This window comes from Ignavibacteriales bacterium, assembly GCA_020635255.1.
GTDB lineage: Bacteria > Bacteroidota > Ignavibacteria > Tepidaquicellales > Tepidaquicellaceae > JAEYVS01.
Map to the genome: position 1 here is coordinate 315,258 of JACKAC010000002.1, position 14,672 is coordinate 329,929.

The 14,672-nt window shown below is 39.8% G+C and carries 14 protein-coding genes; 11 read left to right on the plus strand and 3 right to left on the minus strand.

Features of this window, described 5'->3' with window-relative positions; genetic code table 11:
* Positions 1–115 precede the first annotated feature (115 nt).
* The 9 genes from H6614_09275 (at position 116) to surE (ending at position 9,400) form a co-directional block, all read left to right on the plus strand.
* On the plus strand, positions 116–466 hold the full coding sequence (locus H6614_09275) for a hypothetical protein (GenBank protein ID MCB9243853.1): 351 nt from the start codon (positions 116–118) through the stop codon (positions 464–466).
* Between the two features lie 180 nt (positions 467–646).
* On the plus strand, positions 647–1,450 hold the full coding sequence (locus H6614_09280; protein ID MCB9243854.1) for an enoyl-CoA hydratase/isomerase family protein: 804 nt from the start codon (positions 647–649) through the stop codon (positions 1,448–1,450).
* Between the two features lie 32 nt (positions 1,451–1,482).
* Entirely contained in the window at positions 1,483–3,078 is a 1,596-nt protein-coding gene (locus tag H6614_09285; GenBank protein ID MCB9243855.1) for a trypsin-like peptidase domain-containing protein, read from the plus strand.
* Positions 3,079–3,096: 18 nt separating this feature from the next.
* Positions 3,097–4,851, plus strand: a complete 1,755-nt coding sequence (locus tag H6614_09290; GenBank protein MCB9243856.1) for a succinate dehydrogenase flavoprotein subunit — start codon at positions 3,097–3,099, stop codon at positions 4,849–4,851.
* Entirely contained in the window at positions 4,851–5,627 is a 777-nt protein-coding gene (locus H6614_09295) for a hypothetical protein (GenBank protein MCB9243857.1), read from the plus strand. Before H6614_09290 ends, H6614_09295 begins: the two co-directional genes overlap by 1 nt.
* A gap of 17 nt (positions 5,628–5,644) precedes the next feature.
* Positions 5,645–6,355, plus strand: coding sequence for a succinate dehydrogenase iron-sulfur subunit (locus H6614_09300; protein MCB9243858.1), 711 nt, complete (start codon positions 5,645–5,647; stop codon positions 6,353–6,355).
* A gap of 33 nt (positions 6,356–6,388) precedes the next feature.
* Positions 6,389–7,621, plus strand: coding sequence for a hypothetical protein (locus H6614_09305; GenBank protein MCB9243859.1), 1,233 nt, complete (start codon positions 6,389–6,391; stop codon positions 7,619–7,621).
* On the plus strand, positions 7,618–8,634 hold the full coding sequence (gene obgE / locus H6614_09310; GenBank protein ID MCB9243860.1) for a GTPase ObgE: 1,017 nt from the start codon (positions 7,618–7,620) through the stop codon (positions 8,632–8,634). The genes H6614_09305 and obgE overlap by 4 nt, the downstream gene beginning before the upstream one ends.
* A complete protein-coding gene (surE, locus tag H6614_09315) occupies positions 8,627–9,400 on the plus strand; it encodes a 5'/3'-nucleotidase SurE (GenBank protein MCB9243861.1) in 774 nt (257 codons plus the stop codon). The genes obgE and surE overlap by 8 nt, the downstream gene beginning before the upstream one ends.
* Here surE and H6614_09320 read toward each other — a convergent pair.
* The 3 genes from H6614_09320 to H6614_09330 all read right to left on the minus strand — a co-directional run bounded on the left by H6614_09320 (position 9,397) and on the right by H6614_09330 (position 12,013).
* Entirely contained in the window at positions 9,397–10,179 is a 783-nt protein-coding gene (locus H6614_09320; GenBank protein ID MCB9243862.1) for a M15 family metallopeptidase, read from the minus strand. The two genes, surE and H6614_09320, sit on opposite strands and share 4 nt — an antisense overlap.
* A 37-nt stretch (positions 10,180–10,216) precedes the next feature.
* On the minus strand, positions 10,217–10,666 hold the full coding sequence (locus H6614_09325; protein MCB9243863.1) for a hypothetical protein: 450 nt from the start codon (positions 10,664–10,666) through the stop codon (positions 10,217–10,219).
* 72 nt (positions 10,667–10,738) lie between these two features.
* Positions 10,739–12,013: a citrate (Si)-synthase gene (locus tag H6614_09330; protein ID MCB9243864.1), complete on the minus strand. Its 1,275-nt coding sequence runs from the start codon at positions 12,011–12,013 to the stop codon at positions 10,739–10,741.
* A gap of 306 nt (positions 12,014–12,319) precedes the next feature.
* Here H6614_09330 and dnaN point away from each other — a divergent pair, with 306 nt between their 5' ends.
* Both dnaN and recF read left to right on the plus strand, forming a co-directional pair.
* The gene (gene dnaN / locus H6614_09335) at positions 12,320–13,462 is read left to right on the plus strand and encodes a DNA polymerase III subunit beta (GenBank protein ID MCB9243865.1); all 1,143 of its coding nucleotides are present in this window, start codon (positions 12,320–12,322) and stop codon (positions 13,460–13,462) included.
* A 25-nt stretch (positions 13,463–13,487) separates the two neighbouring features.
* Positions 13,488–14,672 carry a DNA replication and repair protein RecF gene (recF, locus tag H6614_09340; protein MCB9243866.1) on the plus strand — a complete coding sequence of 395 codons (1,185 nt, stop codon included), beginning with the start codon at positions 13,488–13,490 and terminating at the stop codon, positions 14,670–14,672.

Consider the following 14,672-nt stretch of genomic DNA (forward strand, 5'->3'; position numbering starts at 1 on the left):
TAAGCTTTTATTTTTACTGTTACTTGCATAAGTGATAAATATTATTTATTTTAAAACTACCTCACTATCTGTCAGCTAAATCATATTACCAAACCTCAAATCAAAGGAGTAGGAAATGAAACGTACATTAATTGTAATTGCTATTTTTACTATATCCCTTTTAGGATATGCTTTACTGAATAATGCTGAGACTAATGCATCGACTACGGAAAAAGAAGGTGGATGTTGTCAGAATGTTTGTATGACACACAACGGAAACCCAGTGACGGGATGTGACGTATTTCTCTATCAGAATGGAAATCTTGTCGATAGAGGCACAACAGATGGAAGCGGTATCGTAGTTTTTTGCGGTCTTACATCAGGGTTAGTATATACTGTTACACCTCAATGTTCATGTAATATATCGGGAGGAATCCCAAGCTTTACAGCCTGTACAGATGAATGCTATTCAATTGTTTGTGAATAGAATTGATTTTGGATAGGATCAGTAAAATGATAACATTTCGATTTTAAGGCGGAAAGTATAATTTCCGCCTTTTTTTGTCTCCTTTTTCAACCCTATTTCATTGTATTTAAAATGCATTAAGGTTAAATTTTGTTTTTCACCCCAATTTTATGGGGCATAACCTATCCCACAAATTTAGTAATGAGTGATAATACAGGATCTTATTCTTTAATAAAGATATCCGAAATAGATAACGGATCAGCCTTGAAAGTAGGTCTCATCGAGCTTAACCGTCCCGAGGTTTTAAATGCTCTTAATGTAGAATTGATGAAAGAAGTCGTCTCTGCGCTGGAGGCTTTAGATAAAGACGCCAATATCGGATGTATGGTTCTCACCGGTAATCAGAAGTCCTTTGCTGCCGGAGCTGATATAAAAGAGATGGCAGATGCTTCAGCGATCGAAATGCTTTTAAGAGATCAATTCGCGCGCTGGGATAGGATCAGAAAGGTAAAGAAACCGATTATAGCCGCAGTGAGCGGATTTGCGCTTGGAGGAGGTTGTGAGCTTGCAATGACATGTGATATGATAGTTGCGGCGGAGTGTGCGAAATTCGGGCAACCGGAAATAAACCTTGCTGTAATACCTGGTGCCGGAGGTACCCAACGTCTCACGAAAGCAATAGGTAAAGCACGCGCGATGGAGATGATATTGACAGGAAAGATGATGTCTGCTTCAGAAATGATGGAGGCAGGTCTTTTGACAAAGGTAGTCCCGGATGAAGTATATCTGGATGAGGCAATGGAGCTGGCAAAAAATATTGCATCGAAGCCGGCTATTGCAGTTCAGCTTGCAAAAGAGTGTATATTAAAAGCATTCGATACTACAATAGAAACAGGATTAGAATTCGAGAGAAAGAATTTCTATCTTCTGTTTGCAACCGAAGACAAGTTCGAGGGAATGAACGCATTTGTTGAAAAGCGAAAACCCGAATGGAAGGGCAAATAACTATTCCGGTAAAAAATTAACTTAACCAATATTTGAGAATATTAATTTTAGTTGTACTTGGGCTTGTATTTGCTTTACAGGCGTATGGACAGAACGGTGATAACGGGAAAAAGACAGTTCTTACAGACGATCCTTTAAATGCTGAACAAATAATAGAGAGAAATAAGCAGTCGCTTGTTTCGATATGGTTTCATACTGACGATTATTTTTCATATTACACATACTCGTATGGAGTCGATACCACTATTCTGAATGGAAGTGGTTTTATTGTTAGTGAAGATGGTATAGTAGCGACAAATTATCATGTAGTTGAATCGATAGACAGTATAATAGTAAAGACCAGTGATGGGACCTTTTATGATGCTGACCTCCTTTTGGTCGATGAATCAAACGATTTTGCGATCCTTAAGATAAGGAATCCCGAGAATAGAGCATTCCAACCAGTCAAGTTGGGTGATTCAGATAACCTGGTTGTCGGTCAGAATATTTTTGCGATAGGGAGTCCGCTCGGTTTCGAATACACGATATCAGAGGGCATTATTGCTGCAATAAGGGATGAGGAGAAAGTTAGCTTTACCGATCCCAATACATACATGCCCGTCGAAAAAGTCTTTGATAAAGTCATACAGATAACAGCGGCAATATCTCCCGGGAATAGTGGCGGCGCTCTTTTCAATGCTAAAGGTGAAGTTATAGGAGTTACAACATATTCATATGGCTTTTACGGTAATTTGAATTTCGCGAGTGCGATAAATTCTTTTAAGAAGCTGTGGACATCCGTAGATTTTTCTCAGCTCGAGAATGATGAGGAGGCAAAGATAAAGATGGAGGATAACCAGTTCAAAACGAGCTATAAGCTTGCCTCGAACTATAAATCTAAGCTTTATTATAATTGGTTTTACACAAAGCTCGTCGATACAATGACAGTGTATGATACTATGGCGGTCAGGCAGGATTCATTAAACCAGATCAACCTTGTCAAGGCGCAGACATATTATGATAAATGTATAGATCTCAGACCGGATTCGTTTTATGTATATCAGGGATTAATGGATCTTTATGTATTTACAGATCATTTTACTGAAGCTGAGGAACTGTATAAGACTATTAGAGAAAGATTCAATTCCGATAGTTTGTTGAATACGCTTTCATCATCGCTTGCTGATGCGTATTCATCTTCCAAGGACTATGATAAGGCGTTGACCTTTTACAAAAAGATGCTCGACCAGGATACAAACGATGCTTTTATTTATTACCAGATAGCGGATCTCTATGAAAAGAAAAACGATAACAAATCTGCCATTACGAATCTCAATATGGCGATCAAGTATGATTCCAGTTATACGCAGGCTTATGTGAAACTCGGTGAGATCTATTACAAGCGGAAGGATTATTCCAGGGCAAAGAAAATACTGGAAGAATCTACCGAAAAATATATTCTTGCTTACGGAAGTTCTCCATATAATCTTGATCTCCACTATTATTTGGGAATGATAGCGGTACGGGAGGGAAGAAAGTTCGATGCGATATTGGCATACATAGAGATGAAGAATGTTTACACATACGAGAAGGATGACAACGAAAAGAAGCAAAAGCTGTATAAAGCAATCAAAGAGTTAGACGAATAAATCTAAGGTCTTATTATAATGATAAAGAATTATGATGTAGTAATTGTTGGTGCAGGAGGTGCGGGATTGAGGGCGGCTGTCGAGATCCCGAAAGAATATTCCTGCGCAGTAATTTCAAAAGTATTTCCTCCCCGCTCACATACGGGAACTGCTCAGGGAGGTGTATGTGCGGCGCTTGCTAATATGGAAGATGATTCATGGGAAAATCATGCATTTGACACCGTCAAGGGAAGCGATTACCTTGGTGACCAGGATAGTATTGAGGTTATGTGTAAGGACGCAATAAGAGCAATCATAGAGCTCGAGCATATGGGGATGCCTTTCTCGCGTAATGAGGCAGGGAAAATTGCCCAGAGGAATTTTGGCGGTCATACACGTCCTGTTGATCCAAATGACCCAACGGGGAAGAGAGTGGCTGTTAAAAGAGCATGCTACTCTGCCGATAGAACAGGACACGTAATGCTTCAGACATTGTATGAAAACTGTATCAGGAACCAGGTTAGCTTTTTTTCGGAATACTTTGTAACTGATCTGTTAATAGAGGACAACGTTTGTAAGGGTGTTGTCGCAATGGATATTGCTACGAGTGAGATAACTATATTTCATGCAAAGGCAGTGCTCTTTGCAACAGGTGGAAGTGGAAGGATGTTTAGAATAACTTCCAATGCTCACATGGGCACAGGTGACGGTATGGCACTGGTATATAAGAGGGGATTGCCTCTTGAGGATATGGAGTTCTATCAATTTCATCCTACAGGTCTATGGAGACTGGGTATTCTTGTCAGTGAAGCTGCGAGAGGTGAGGGTGGCATCTTAAAGAACAAAGAAGGTGAGAGGTTTATGGAGCGTTATGCTCCTACTGTTAAAGACCTTGCTCCAAGGGATATGGTGTCAAGGGCTATTATATCCGAGATACGTGACGGCAAAGGTATTATGGGAAGCGACGGCACGGAATATATTTACCTGGATGTATCTCATCTGGGTAAGGAAGTTATAGATGATAAGCTCCCTGAGATAACAGGTTTTGCAAGGACATATCTTGGTGTAGAACCTACTGCGGAGCCAATTCCAATTCAGCCAACAGCGCATTACGAGATGGGCGGAATTCCAACAAACGTCGATTGCCAGGTACTCATGAGCGAAATGGGTAATGTTGTTCCGGGATTTTATGCTGCCGGTGAATGCGCATGTGTATCTGTTCACGGAGCCAACAGGCTGGGTACTAACTCACTTCTTGATCTTGTTGTATTCGGAAGGAGAGGGGGAAAAGCGATAGCTAATTTCCTAAAGGATGCACAGTTTTCGGAGATAAGTGAATCTGCGGCAGATTATTCGAGAAATCTTATTGAAGAAATGTTGAATAAAAACGGAAGCGAAAACGTTGCAGATATCAGGACTGAAATGCAAAATATTATGATGAAGGATTGTGGTGTATATAGGTCCAAAGAGAGCCTGACCGCAGCAGCAGAAAAGATTGCAGAGTTAAAAGAACGCTATAAGAATATTTCCGTGCAGGACAAAGGAAAGGTTTTCAATACTGACCTTGTTGAGTCCATCGAGTTAGGAAATCTGCTCGACACTGCCGAAGCTACGGTTTATAGTGCATTAAACCGTACAGAAAGCAGGGGCGCTCATTCTAGAGAAGATTATCCAGATAGAAATGACACCGAATGGATGAAGCATACATTCATTTATAAAGCTCCAGACGGTGTCAGGATAGAATATAAACCTGTTACAGTAACAAGGTATCAGCCTATGGAGAGGAAATATTAATGCTAAGGAAAGTACTCATAATTCTTACGTTCATGGGGTTAAGTGCTAATTTATTAGCACAAGGTGGTGATACGACTAAGATCGAATATAGAGGTTATGAATTTGTTTCGGTGTACTCGTCAGTAGAAGGATTTGGTGTAACAGTTCTCGATATATACAAAGACGGCAGGTCAATATTCAAATTGGATGAAGATCTGCTTATTGAATCTGTTTCATTTGAAGATCTGAAAGGAAACGGAGATTCTAGTGCTTTGATCCTTTCATACACGGGTGGCGCACACTGCTGTTTCATATTGTATGTTGGTGATGTAGATAATGGTAATTTTATAATTTCAGATACTATATTTCTAGGAGATAGCATGTTTGATCCGAGGGATATAAATGGCGATGGTAAAACGGAGCTCGTTGCTAACTATGTCGGATTTGCGTATGAGTTCACTTCGTTTGCAGGAAGTCCCTTTCCGATCCTAATCTACGGTTATAAGAATGGGAAGGTACAAATGGTCAATGAAGATTTTAGATCAGAGGTTATTAAAGATATTGACGAGTTTGAAAAGTTAGTGAAAGAATATCCTGATTATCAATGCCCGGAAGCCGCCGATGAATATTGGGGCTCTGAAGCAGGAGAAGTACAGGGATATCTGGCAGGGATAGTGTTTGATTACGCATCGATAAATGAAGCAGATAAGGGATATGAAATGGTGGATAAATATTATAAGTGTTCTAACAAAGAAGATTTTAAGGCGAAATTAAGAAATACATACAACCTGAAATAAAATTATACAGGCATAAAATGGATTTAACGGTTAAAATTCAAAGGTATAACCCTGAAACAGACGAAAAGCCCTACATGCAGGATTTTCATTTAACTAATGTTAATGGAAATATGAGACTGTTGGATGTTTTGCATGAGATAAAGTGGCATCAGGATGGAACACTTACATTCCGCCGTTCATGCGCTCATGGTATATGTGGAAGTGACGGGATGAAAGTGAACGGAAAGAATAGGCTTGCTTGCTCAGTTCTGCTCAAAGACCTGAACATGACGAAACCCATAACGATCGAACCTTTGCCATCGATGCCAATAATAAAGGATCTGGTAACAGATATGTCGGATTTTTTTGCAAAATACCAGGTTGTTAAACCTTATCTAATAAATAATACACCGCCACCGCCGGACAGCGAGAGGCTTCAGTCAAACGAAGATGCGGAGAAGCTTTTTGAATCGGCGAAGTGTATACTTTGTGCTTGCTGTACTACAAGCTGTCCATCTACATGGACAAATGAGAATTATATCGGACCGGCTGCAATTCTAAAAGCATATAGGTTCATAGCGGATACACGTGATCACGCCGGCGACGAGAGGCTGGATATACTCGACACACCGGATGGTATCTGGAGGTGTCATACAATATTTAATTGCATCGAAGCTTGTCCCAAAGACATTAATATTACCTGGCATATCTCCCAGTTAAAGAAGAAAATATCTTCCCAAGGATTATAAAATAATTCCCAGCGGTTTGCCTGGATATAAGCTATGCTTGAAAAATTTGTCGGATCCAAGATCAAAACCGAAAGAGCGAGGATAGATAAGTATGATGACATTAGCAAAGGCGACATCAGAAAATCAAAACTTTCCGCTCCGGTAAAGAGATATATCCTTGCCAGATTCGAGGGAAAGCTCACAGGCGAAGAATTTGACCAGCTTCTTACAAAAGCAGTAAAACTAAATATAAACTACACGATCCGTCCCGGGTGGACGCTCCTTAATTTCCTTTTCAGCAAATACGATTCCCAACAGGCTGAAGTTATCAAAGAAAAATCCGACGTATTTACATACTATAGGTTTTATATAGACTTCATAGTAAATTATATCGATGAACATGGCTTGGTCGTTATTACAAAAGATAAAGTTGCCAGGTTTATTAAAGAAGCAAACCGTGCTTTGCATGAAAAGCTTGTTAATAATGTAACAGGTGTAAAGGTTAAGAATTTTTTTATTCAGCTTTACCGGCTTGCCGAAAAGAATCAAGAGGATGTAAGCCTTACTTCAACTGTTCCTTTTCTTTTCATCAAGACATTTTTAGAGGACAAGGAATACTCCGATGTTTTGCAAAAGTTTAATTCAGTCGAAGATCTAACAAATGAAACTGAGATAGAGCTTAAAGATTGTATTAAGATAGTTTCAGATAAATTTACACCACCGGTTGAGGAAAAACCGGCTATTAAAGAAAAGTTAGTGAGTGCCGATATATTTCCTGACGATGAAGAGGAGAACCATGAAAAAGATGAAATAACAATAAAGAATATTACTGAAGACGCAGATAAGGTGAGCGGTATGGAAGAAAGTAATAATGATATCGAAAAGGATGATGTGATAGTTGTTAACTTCGATAATGAAGATGTTCATGATAATGAAATTATATCTTCGGAAGAGAAATACGAAAAAAAGAAAGAAGAAGTTGAGGAAAAAGAGCCTTCTAAACTGCCAACTACTGTAATTTCGGAGACCAATCTTGATGTCGAAAAAAGATCTATTAGCCGGCTTTTCAAACACAGTGAACTGGTTAATATCTGTCAGATTATCTATAACGGGGACAAACACAAGATGCATGAGTCCTTCCGTGAACTAAAGGAATTCAGTGAATGGAAAGATGCTTCCACATACTTAAAAGATCTTTTTTACGATCATAATGTAGATATATATAATAAATGTGTACTTTTGTTCGTTGATGTACTGAACGATTATTATAATCAGATTGAAGGATAGTGTTTATAGATTATGCAAAAATATTTATTAAATCCGGTGACGGCGGTAATGGTTGCGTAAGTTTCAGGCGCGAGAAGTTTGTTCCAAAAGGCGGACCAAATGGCGGTGACGGCGGAAACGGCGGAAACGTGATATTCAGATCGAGCGCAAATCTCTCTACACTTCTGGACTACAGATATAATAAACATTTCAGGGCTAAACACGGCGAACATGGGCAGGGCGGAGATAAAACTGGGAGAAACGGCAAAGATATATTAATCAAAGTTCCGATGGGTACAATTGTTAGAAATGCTGAGACGGGTGATATAATGACGGAGCTGCTGGAGGATAACCAGGAATCTATTGTGCTGGAAGGCGGAAGAGGCGGTAGAGGCAACGTTCATTTTAAAAGTTCGACCAATCAGGCTCCGAGAAATGCCGAGAAAGGGAAACCGGGGCAGGAAGCTGAAGTTATTCTGGAGCTGAAGCTAATCGCGGACGTTGGGCTTGTTGGGTTTCCAAACGCCGGGAAATCAACCCTTATATCAAAGATCTCCGCTGCCAAGCCAAAGATTGCCGACTATCCCTTTACGACCATCGTTCCGAATCTTGGGATTGTTAAACACGGAGATTATGACACGTATGTTGTTGCAGACATTCCGGGTATAATAGAGGGAGCATCAGAAGGGAAGGGACTTGGAATCCAATTTTTAAGGCACATTGAAAGAACGAAGATCCTGCTCTTTCTGCTCGATGCTACTAAACTGGAAAACGAGTACATAGACAGCGATCCTTTGACCGATTATAATTTGCTCTTAAATGAACTTCGAAATTATTCCGGGGAGCTTATGGAAAAACCGCGCGTGATATGTTTTACCAAAATAGATTCGGTATTCGACGAAACTAAGGAAAGGATCGAGGAAATAAAAACGGATGAGGATAAAATAATGATCTCGTCGATTACGGGTGAACATCTTAATGAGCTGAAAGACCATCTATGGGAAAAACTTCAAAAGATAAAGGAAGATGAATAAAAAACCGCTGATACTTGTATCGAATGATGATGGTATAGAATCTGATGGAATAAAAGCATTGATGAATGCAATGCGCAAGATCGGTGAAGTGATAGTCGTTGCGCCTAACTCCCAACAGAGCGCAGTTGGACATGCTGTAACAGTTGCAAATCCTATCCGCGTTTATAAAAACCTGCTCGATAAAGATTTTTACGGATATGCGATCGACGGTACGCCAGCCGATTCGGTAAAATTCGCTGTTCGCACATTGCTCAAAGGCAGAAAGATTGACCTCCTTGTCTCAGGAATAAATCACGGCTCTAATACTGCCATAAACATTATTTACTCCGGAACGGTATCCGCGGCGACTGAGGGGACTATCCTCGGTATTCCTTCGATTGCCTTTTCATTGACGAGTTATACAAGCAAGACATTTGAGCCGGCGGCTAATTTTGCTAAGACACTTGCAAGGGCTGTACTAAAGAATGGGCTTCCCAAAGGGACGCTTCTGAATGTAAACATACCTCCGCTTCCCGAGAGCAAAATTAAAGGAGTTGTTGTCACAAAGCAGGGAAAATCATATTGGGATGACAGGTATGAGAGAAGACTCGATCCAAATAAAAGAGAATATTACTGGCTGACCGGTAGAATGGCAAAGCTTGATAAAACAATTGAATTTGATCAAAAAGCCGTTGATAGCGGATATATTTCCGTATCCCCCATAAAATATGATCTTACGGATTATGGGACTTATGAAAAGATGCAGGACTGGAAGCTGAAACTTTAATCTATCAGTAATTCAGGTCTGTACTCGAAGTGCATCGTATCGAAGTGATACCACTTACCTCCCCAAATAAATCCGTACTTCTCGAATATCTTCACTATCTCCATCGGGATCTGATTTTTATAAGTCATTCCCTTCTCCCATTGCCAGTAGTTTGAGTATTGGGTATTTATATCAACTGCTATTGCAAAGCTGTGCATACTGAGGCGGTTTGTTCCCTTTATCACTCTCCAGTTAAATGACCCGGCGTTATCCTTGACATATTTTAACAAATCATTCGATAGGTTATCAAGCTCTTGCGAAACTTTAAACAACTGCTCATCTGCTCCATTTACTGTAGTGAAAACAATCGATGTATTTTCACTGCTGGGAAGCCACTGTACATTGGTTAAGGTGGACTGAACTTCACCGGCGGAGTTTCCGTACATCTTCCTGAAAAACTCTTCATTGCGTATTCTGCCCGGTTCGAAGTTCTTTGGCGGAGGATTTTCCCAGTCATCACCTTTGCCGTAATGCTGCGACATCTGGTCTTCAAGGTCGGCATCGTCGAGTAATTCCTGGTATGACTTTTGCCTTCCGTCATCATAAATCATTACAGTGCCGTCTTTCCAATATAGATTGTTTTCATCGGCGGAATCCAGAAAGTCAGGGTATGCCTGCACTAACTTTCTTAAGCCGTCCGGGATGTCTTTGCGGATTTCATTATTATTGCCTGAGGTTTCGTGCGATGTGTTATTGCATGAAAAAAGCGATATAATTAGAGATATAAAAATTGGGAGCATTATATAAGATTTCCTTTCCGTGTTAGTGTTTTAAAAATTAATTTCCTCTTAGACGAGCAATCAATATCTTCATCGCTTCGACATCGGGTTTATTGCGCGCTTCGTAAACTGCTTGCTGTCTTTCGTTAGAAAGAGTGATCCACTTCATTCCAAGGTCCTTATCACCCTGAAGCCATCCGATATAAGTAGTCGCATCCTGCCTGACCTGCTCATCATCTATAGTCGGGAGCACTCCCTCCATATATGGCAAAGCGAATGCCGCCCATGCATCAAGTACTACCAGCTGTCTTATATTAGGGATCTTCTCCCATTTTTCGAAAGAACCATCTTTGAATTCTAATCTTTCCATAAAGACTTCCATGTCATCAGCAAGTTGATTCCAGCCCATATTTGTGCTGTCTGATTTTCCGTTTGTTTGCGACATTGATCTATTAGTCGTGAATAATAAAGTAAGAAATAAAACCGATAAAAGAATTAGATTTTTCATTTTCGGCAAATTTTCTTTATAAAAAAATAAGGGAGTATAACTCCCTTATTTATAGACATGTTGTTAAATCTCTTATTCTGAGATCTGGCTCTTAACCCATTTGGTTGTAACCGATTTGGGTCTGATCAGCGGCGACATCATTGCCCTTGCGATGATAAGCTGGGCTGTTAATCCGAGCGCTCTGGAAACACTGAAGAGTACGGTATAATATTCGAACTCTTTAAGTCCATAATGATACAGAAGCGATCCACTTGCGGCATCAACGTTTGGCCATGGGTCTTTAGCTTTACCCTGCTCGATAAGAAGTTTAGGCACAACGTCAAATACCTGCAAGACGATCTTAAAGACTTCATCATCCGGAATTTCTTTCTTTCCAAAATTTGTAAATGCAGTAAACCTTGGATCGGTAACTCTCAGAACGGCATGACCGTAACCCGGGATTACTCGCCTATTGTCGAGGAGATTCTGACAGTAATCTTTTATCTCTTGATCTGACGGGGTATGGCCAATGTCCTCTTTCATTTTTAGGATAAATTTTAGGTTTTCCTGGTTAGCGAGACCGTGAAGAGGTCCTGCAAGTCCGTTTAAACCTCCGCTAACTGAATAGTAAGCATCCGAAAGTGCTGAGCCGATTGTCTGACACGAAAAAGCACTGACATTACCGCTCTCATGGTCACAGTGCAGTACCATGTAAAGTCGCATGAGTTTTTTGAATGAACCATCCTCAAAAGTGATACCTGTCATATGGGCAAAGTTTCCAGCCCAATCGAGTGACGGGTCTGCCGGGATCCTGTCACCTTTATTGAAACGCTTTCTGTAAATATAGGCGGCGACAACAGGTAACCTTGCAATAAGGTCCAGGCAATCCTCAAACATAGGGTCCCACAACTGATCTTTACCGAGACCGCTGTCATAGGCTTTGTGGAATTTAGAGCTGTTTTCCATTGCAAGTACAGCAGTGTTAAGCATTACCATCGGGTGTGTATCAGCCGGCAGTGCATTAATAACATCAAAAATATAAGACGGAACCTCGGCCCTTTTCCTTAGTTCGTCCTGAAGATCTTTTAGACCTGCTTCGTCCGGTAGTTCACCGGTGATTAGAAGATAATAAATCTCTTCCGGGAGTTTATCAACAAGATCAAGAATAGGAATACCTCTGATAATAAGTCCCGTATCCAGTCCAACCTCTGACGTATCGCAGATCAAGCTTTTAACACCTCGCATACCCCCGTATAGCTTGTCAATTGTAACCCCGCTTATTGCCTTATTGCCGTGGTTTTTTACAATTGACTTTGCCTCCTCTCTAAGGGCGGGAATCTGTGAAGCAAATTTGTCTTTTAAAATCATATTAATAAATGTTTAAAAATTAGTGAAACTTATAAAGATAGCGTATTTAAAAATTTTTGAAAAGTTATCTTTCTTTCTCTACCATGAGTATTTTGACATTTTAACAATAATTTAATCTCTAGAATTACCCTGGGATCCGTTTTTGTAAATTTCCTGAAAACCCCCTCAGATAAAGCATTTAGAGCGACTTATTTCATTGAAAATCCGAAGATTAATAGGTATTTTTAGCTAATTAAACAAATTTTCCACCGGAGAATATCCACATTTAACGGGATATTCAGGGTGAATATTTAATCCAAAATACAGATGAAATTCAACATTACAGGTGAAGAGTTTGTAAATTCACTTTCAAAGCTGAGTTCAGTATTGCCTTCGAGGTCGACACTTCCAATTCTTGACAATATTTTATTTGAGCTTGAGGGGAACACACTAAAGCTTATGGCATCTGATCTCGAGATCTCCGTACGAACTACTCTTGAAGTAGATGGTGAGTCTGATGGATCGGTTGCCGTCGATGGTAAACGCCTGCTTAATGTTGCAAGAACGCTTCCAAGTGAAAACCTTAAGATAGAATCCAACGACAAAAACAAACTCACGATAAAAACCAAGAAGGGAAAATATACATTACCAGGTGAATCTGCGGAAGAATTTCCAATGCCAGAGGAAAGAGATGATTTCAATAAGATCGAACTCGACGGGTCCGTGTTGAGAAGATTCATAGGTAAAGTGATCCATGCAGTTAATACCGATGAGATAAGAAGGAACATGGCGGGAATATTGTTTGATATTAAATCGAATGAATTAAGACTTGTTGCGACTGACGGCTTTAGACTGGGAAAGATCATCAAATCGGATTTTAAACACCAGGGTATTCCACAAAGCAATCTCATTGTGCCAACAAAGACGTGCCAGCTATATTTAAGATTAAACAGCAATAATGATACAACACTTGAGTTTGATAACAATGTATTGAAGATATCCTTTGAAGGGATTGAGATTTTTTCAAAACTGATCGATGATACTTTCCCCAATTATGAAACCGTGATACCAAAAGAAAATGACAAGAAGTTGAAAGTTCAAAAGAGTGATCTGCAAAGCTCGCTCAAAAGAGCTGAGATCGTGGCTGACGTTATAACAAAGAGAGTAAAACTGGAGATCTCTGATAAATCGATGACCGTAAAAGCTGATAACCCTGAGATAGGATCTGAAGGAGAAGAAATCATTGACATTGAATTTATTGAGAATGATTCAGGTGAGGAGGATTATTCAAAAAATCCGTTTGTAATTGCATTTAATGCAGGATATCTGCTGGATTGCGTATCACAGATCGATACTGACGAGGTGTTATTCTCATTTAGCTCACCTTCTAAAGCCACCATAGCCCATCCTTCGGAGCAGGAGGAAAATGAAAATTTTATGGAGCTGGTAATGCCGGTTCGAATCGGCTAAAGTACAGCCTTGCAGAGGATGGAGAGTGATCTTAAAGAAATTCAAACTTGTAAACTTCAGGAATTATCCCGAACTGGAGCTTAGCTTTAATGCAAAGTTTAATTATATCTATGGCGATAACGGGCATGGGAAGACGAACATACTTGAGGCGATTTCGTTGCTGACTTTCGGGAAGAGTTTTATTGGTTCAGGCGAAATAGATTGTGTTATGTTCGGGGAGAAAGAGTTCTTTGTTACCGGAGAGTTTGTGAATGAAATGGATAATACTGACCTTGTGGTGCTTAACTATAATAGCGAAACAAGAAAGAAAGTATATCATTTAAACAGAGATCCGGTTCGTTCATTCTCTTCAGATCTTTTTGGAAGGATACCGGTAGTGTTTCTTTCGCCTCACAGCCTCAATATTACTTATGGCAATCCGGGTGAAAGAAGGAAGTTCTTCGACATAATAATCTCTCAAACCGGCACAATATACCTGGATAATCTGAAGAAACTTGTTAAGCTGGTGAAGCTTAAGAATGCTCTTTTGAAAGCAGGAAGCAGGTATGCACCTTCGGAAAAAGATGATCTGCTGAATTCATATAATGAGAAACTGGCTGATGTAGGATCTGAGATAATATTCAGGAGGCTGATCTTTTTAAAAGAGTTTAAGTCGTTCTTCGAAAAGAATTTCAGATATCTTACCGCTGAGGATAATTATTGCAGTATTATTTATTATTCGGATGTTATAGGTGAAGTAAAGCATGATGAGATAGATGAATATACTCCCGGCGAAATTAAGGAAAAGATCGAAGCCGTTCTCATAGAGAGAAGGAAGGAAGAAATCGACAGAGGATTGACTCTTGTGGGTCCTCAGAGAGATGACTTCTTGTTCAAGCTGGAGAAAGATAAGAGTGAAAATACGGGTGAAGTATTTGACCTTAAAAATCACGCTTCGCAAGGAGAGCATAAGACTTTCGTTGTGGCGCTTATTTTAGCAGAGTTTGATTTTCTAAAAGAGAAAAGAGATACTGCACCGTTACTTTTATTAGATGATATACTTTCAGAGCTTGATTCGGGCAGGGTGTTTAAGATCATATTACATCTGAAAGAATTCGGGCAGATATTCCTTACAACGACGGGTGAGGATTATCTTAAAAAGATAGAAGAGATGTACGGGGAAGACGAAATAGAAGTTTTTAAAGTTGTACGCGGTAATGTAACAGAGTAA

Coding starts and splice junctions, on each gene's coding strand:
- H6614_09275 (MCB9243853.1), top strand. CDS start 116: ATGAAACGTACATTAATTGTAATTGCTATTTTTACTATATCCCTTTTA.
- H6614_09280 (MCB9243854.1), top strand. CDS start 647: ATGAGTGATAATACAGGATCTTATTCTTTAATAAAGATATCCGAAATA.
- H6614_09290 (MCB9243856.1), top strand. CDS start 3,097: ATGATAAAGAATTATGATGTAGTAATTGTTGGTGCAGGAGGTGCGGGA.
- H6614_09295 (MCB9243857.1), top strand. CDS start 4,851: ATGCTAAGGAAAGTACTCATAATTCTTACGTTCATGGGGTTAAGTGCT.
- H6614_09300 (MCB9243858.1), top strand. CDS start 5,645: ATGGATTTAACGGTTAAAATTCAAAGGTATAACCCTGAAACAGACGAA.
- H6614_09305 (MCB9243859.1), top strand. CDS start 6,389: ATGCTTGAAAAATTTGTCGGATCCAAGATCAAAACCGAAAGAGCGAGG.
- surE (MCB9243861.1), top strand. CDS start 8,627: ATGAATAAAAAACCGCTGATACTTGTATCGAATGATGATGGTATAGAA.
- H6614_09320 (MCB9243862.1), bottom strand. CDS start 10,179: ATGCTCCCAATTTTTATATCTCTAATTATATCGCTTTTTTCATGCAAT.
- H6614_09325 (MCB9243863.1), bottom strand. CDS start 10,666: ATGAAAAATCTAATTCTTTTATCGGTTTTATTTCTTACTTTATTATTC.
- H6614_09330 (MCB9243864.1), bottom strand. CDS start 12,013: ATGATTTTAAAAGACAAATTTGCTTCACAGATTCCCGCCCTTAGAGAG.
- dnaN (MCB9243865.1), top strand. CDS start 12,320: ATGAAATTCAACATTACAGGTGAAGAGTTTGTAAATTCACTTTCAAAG.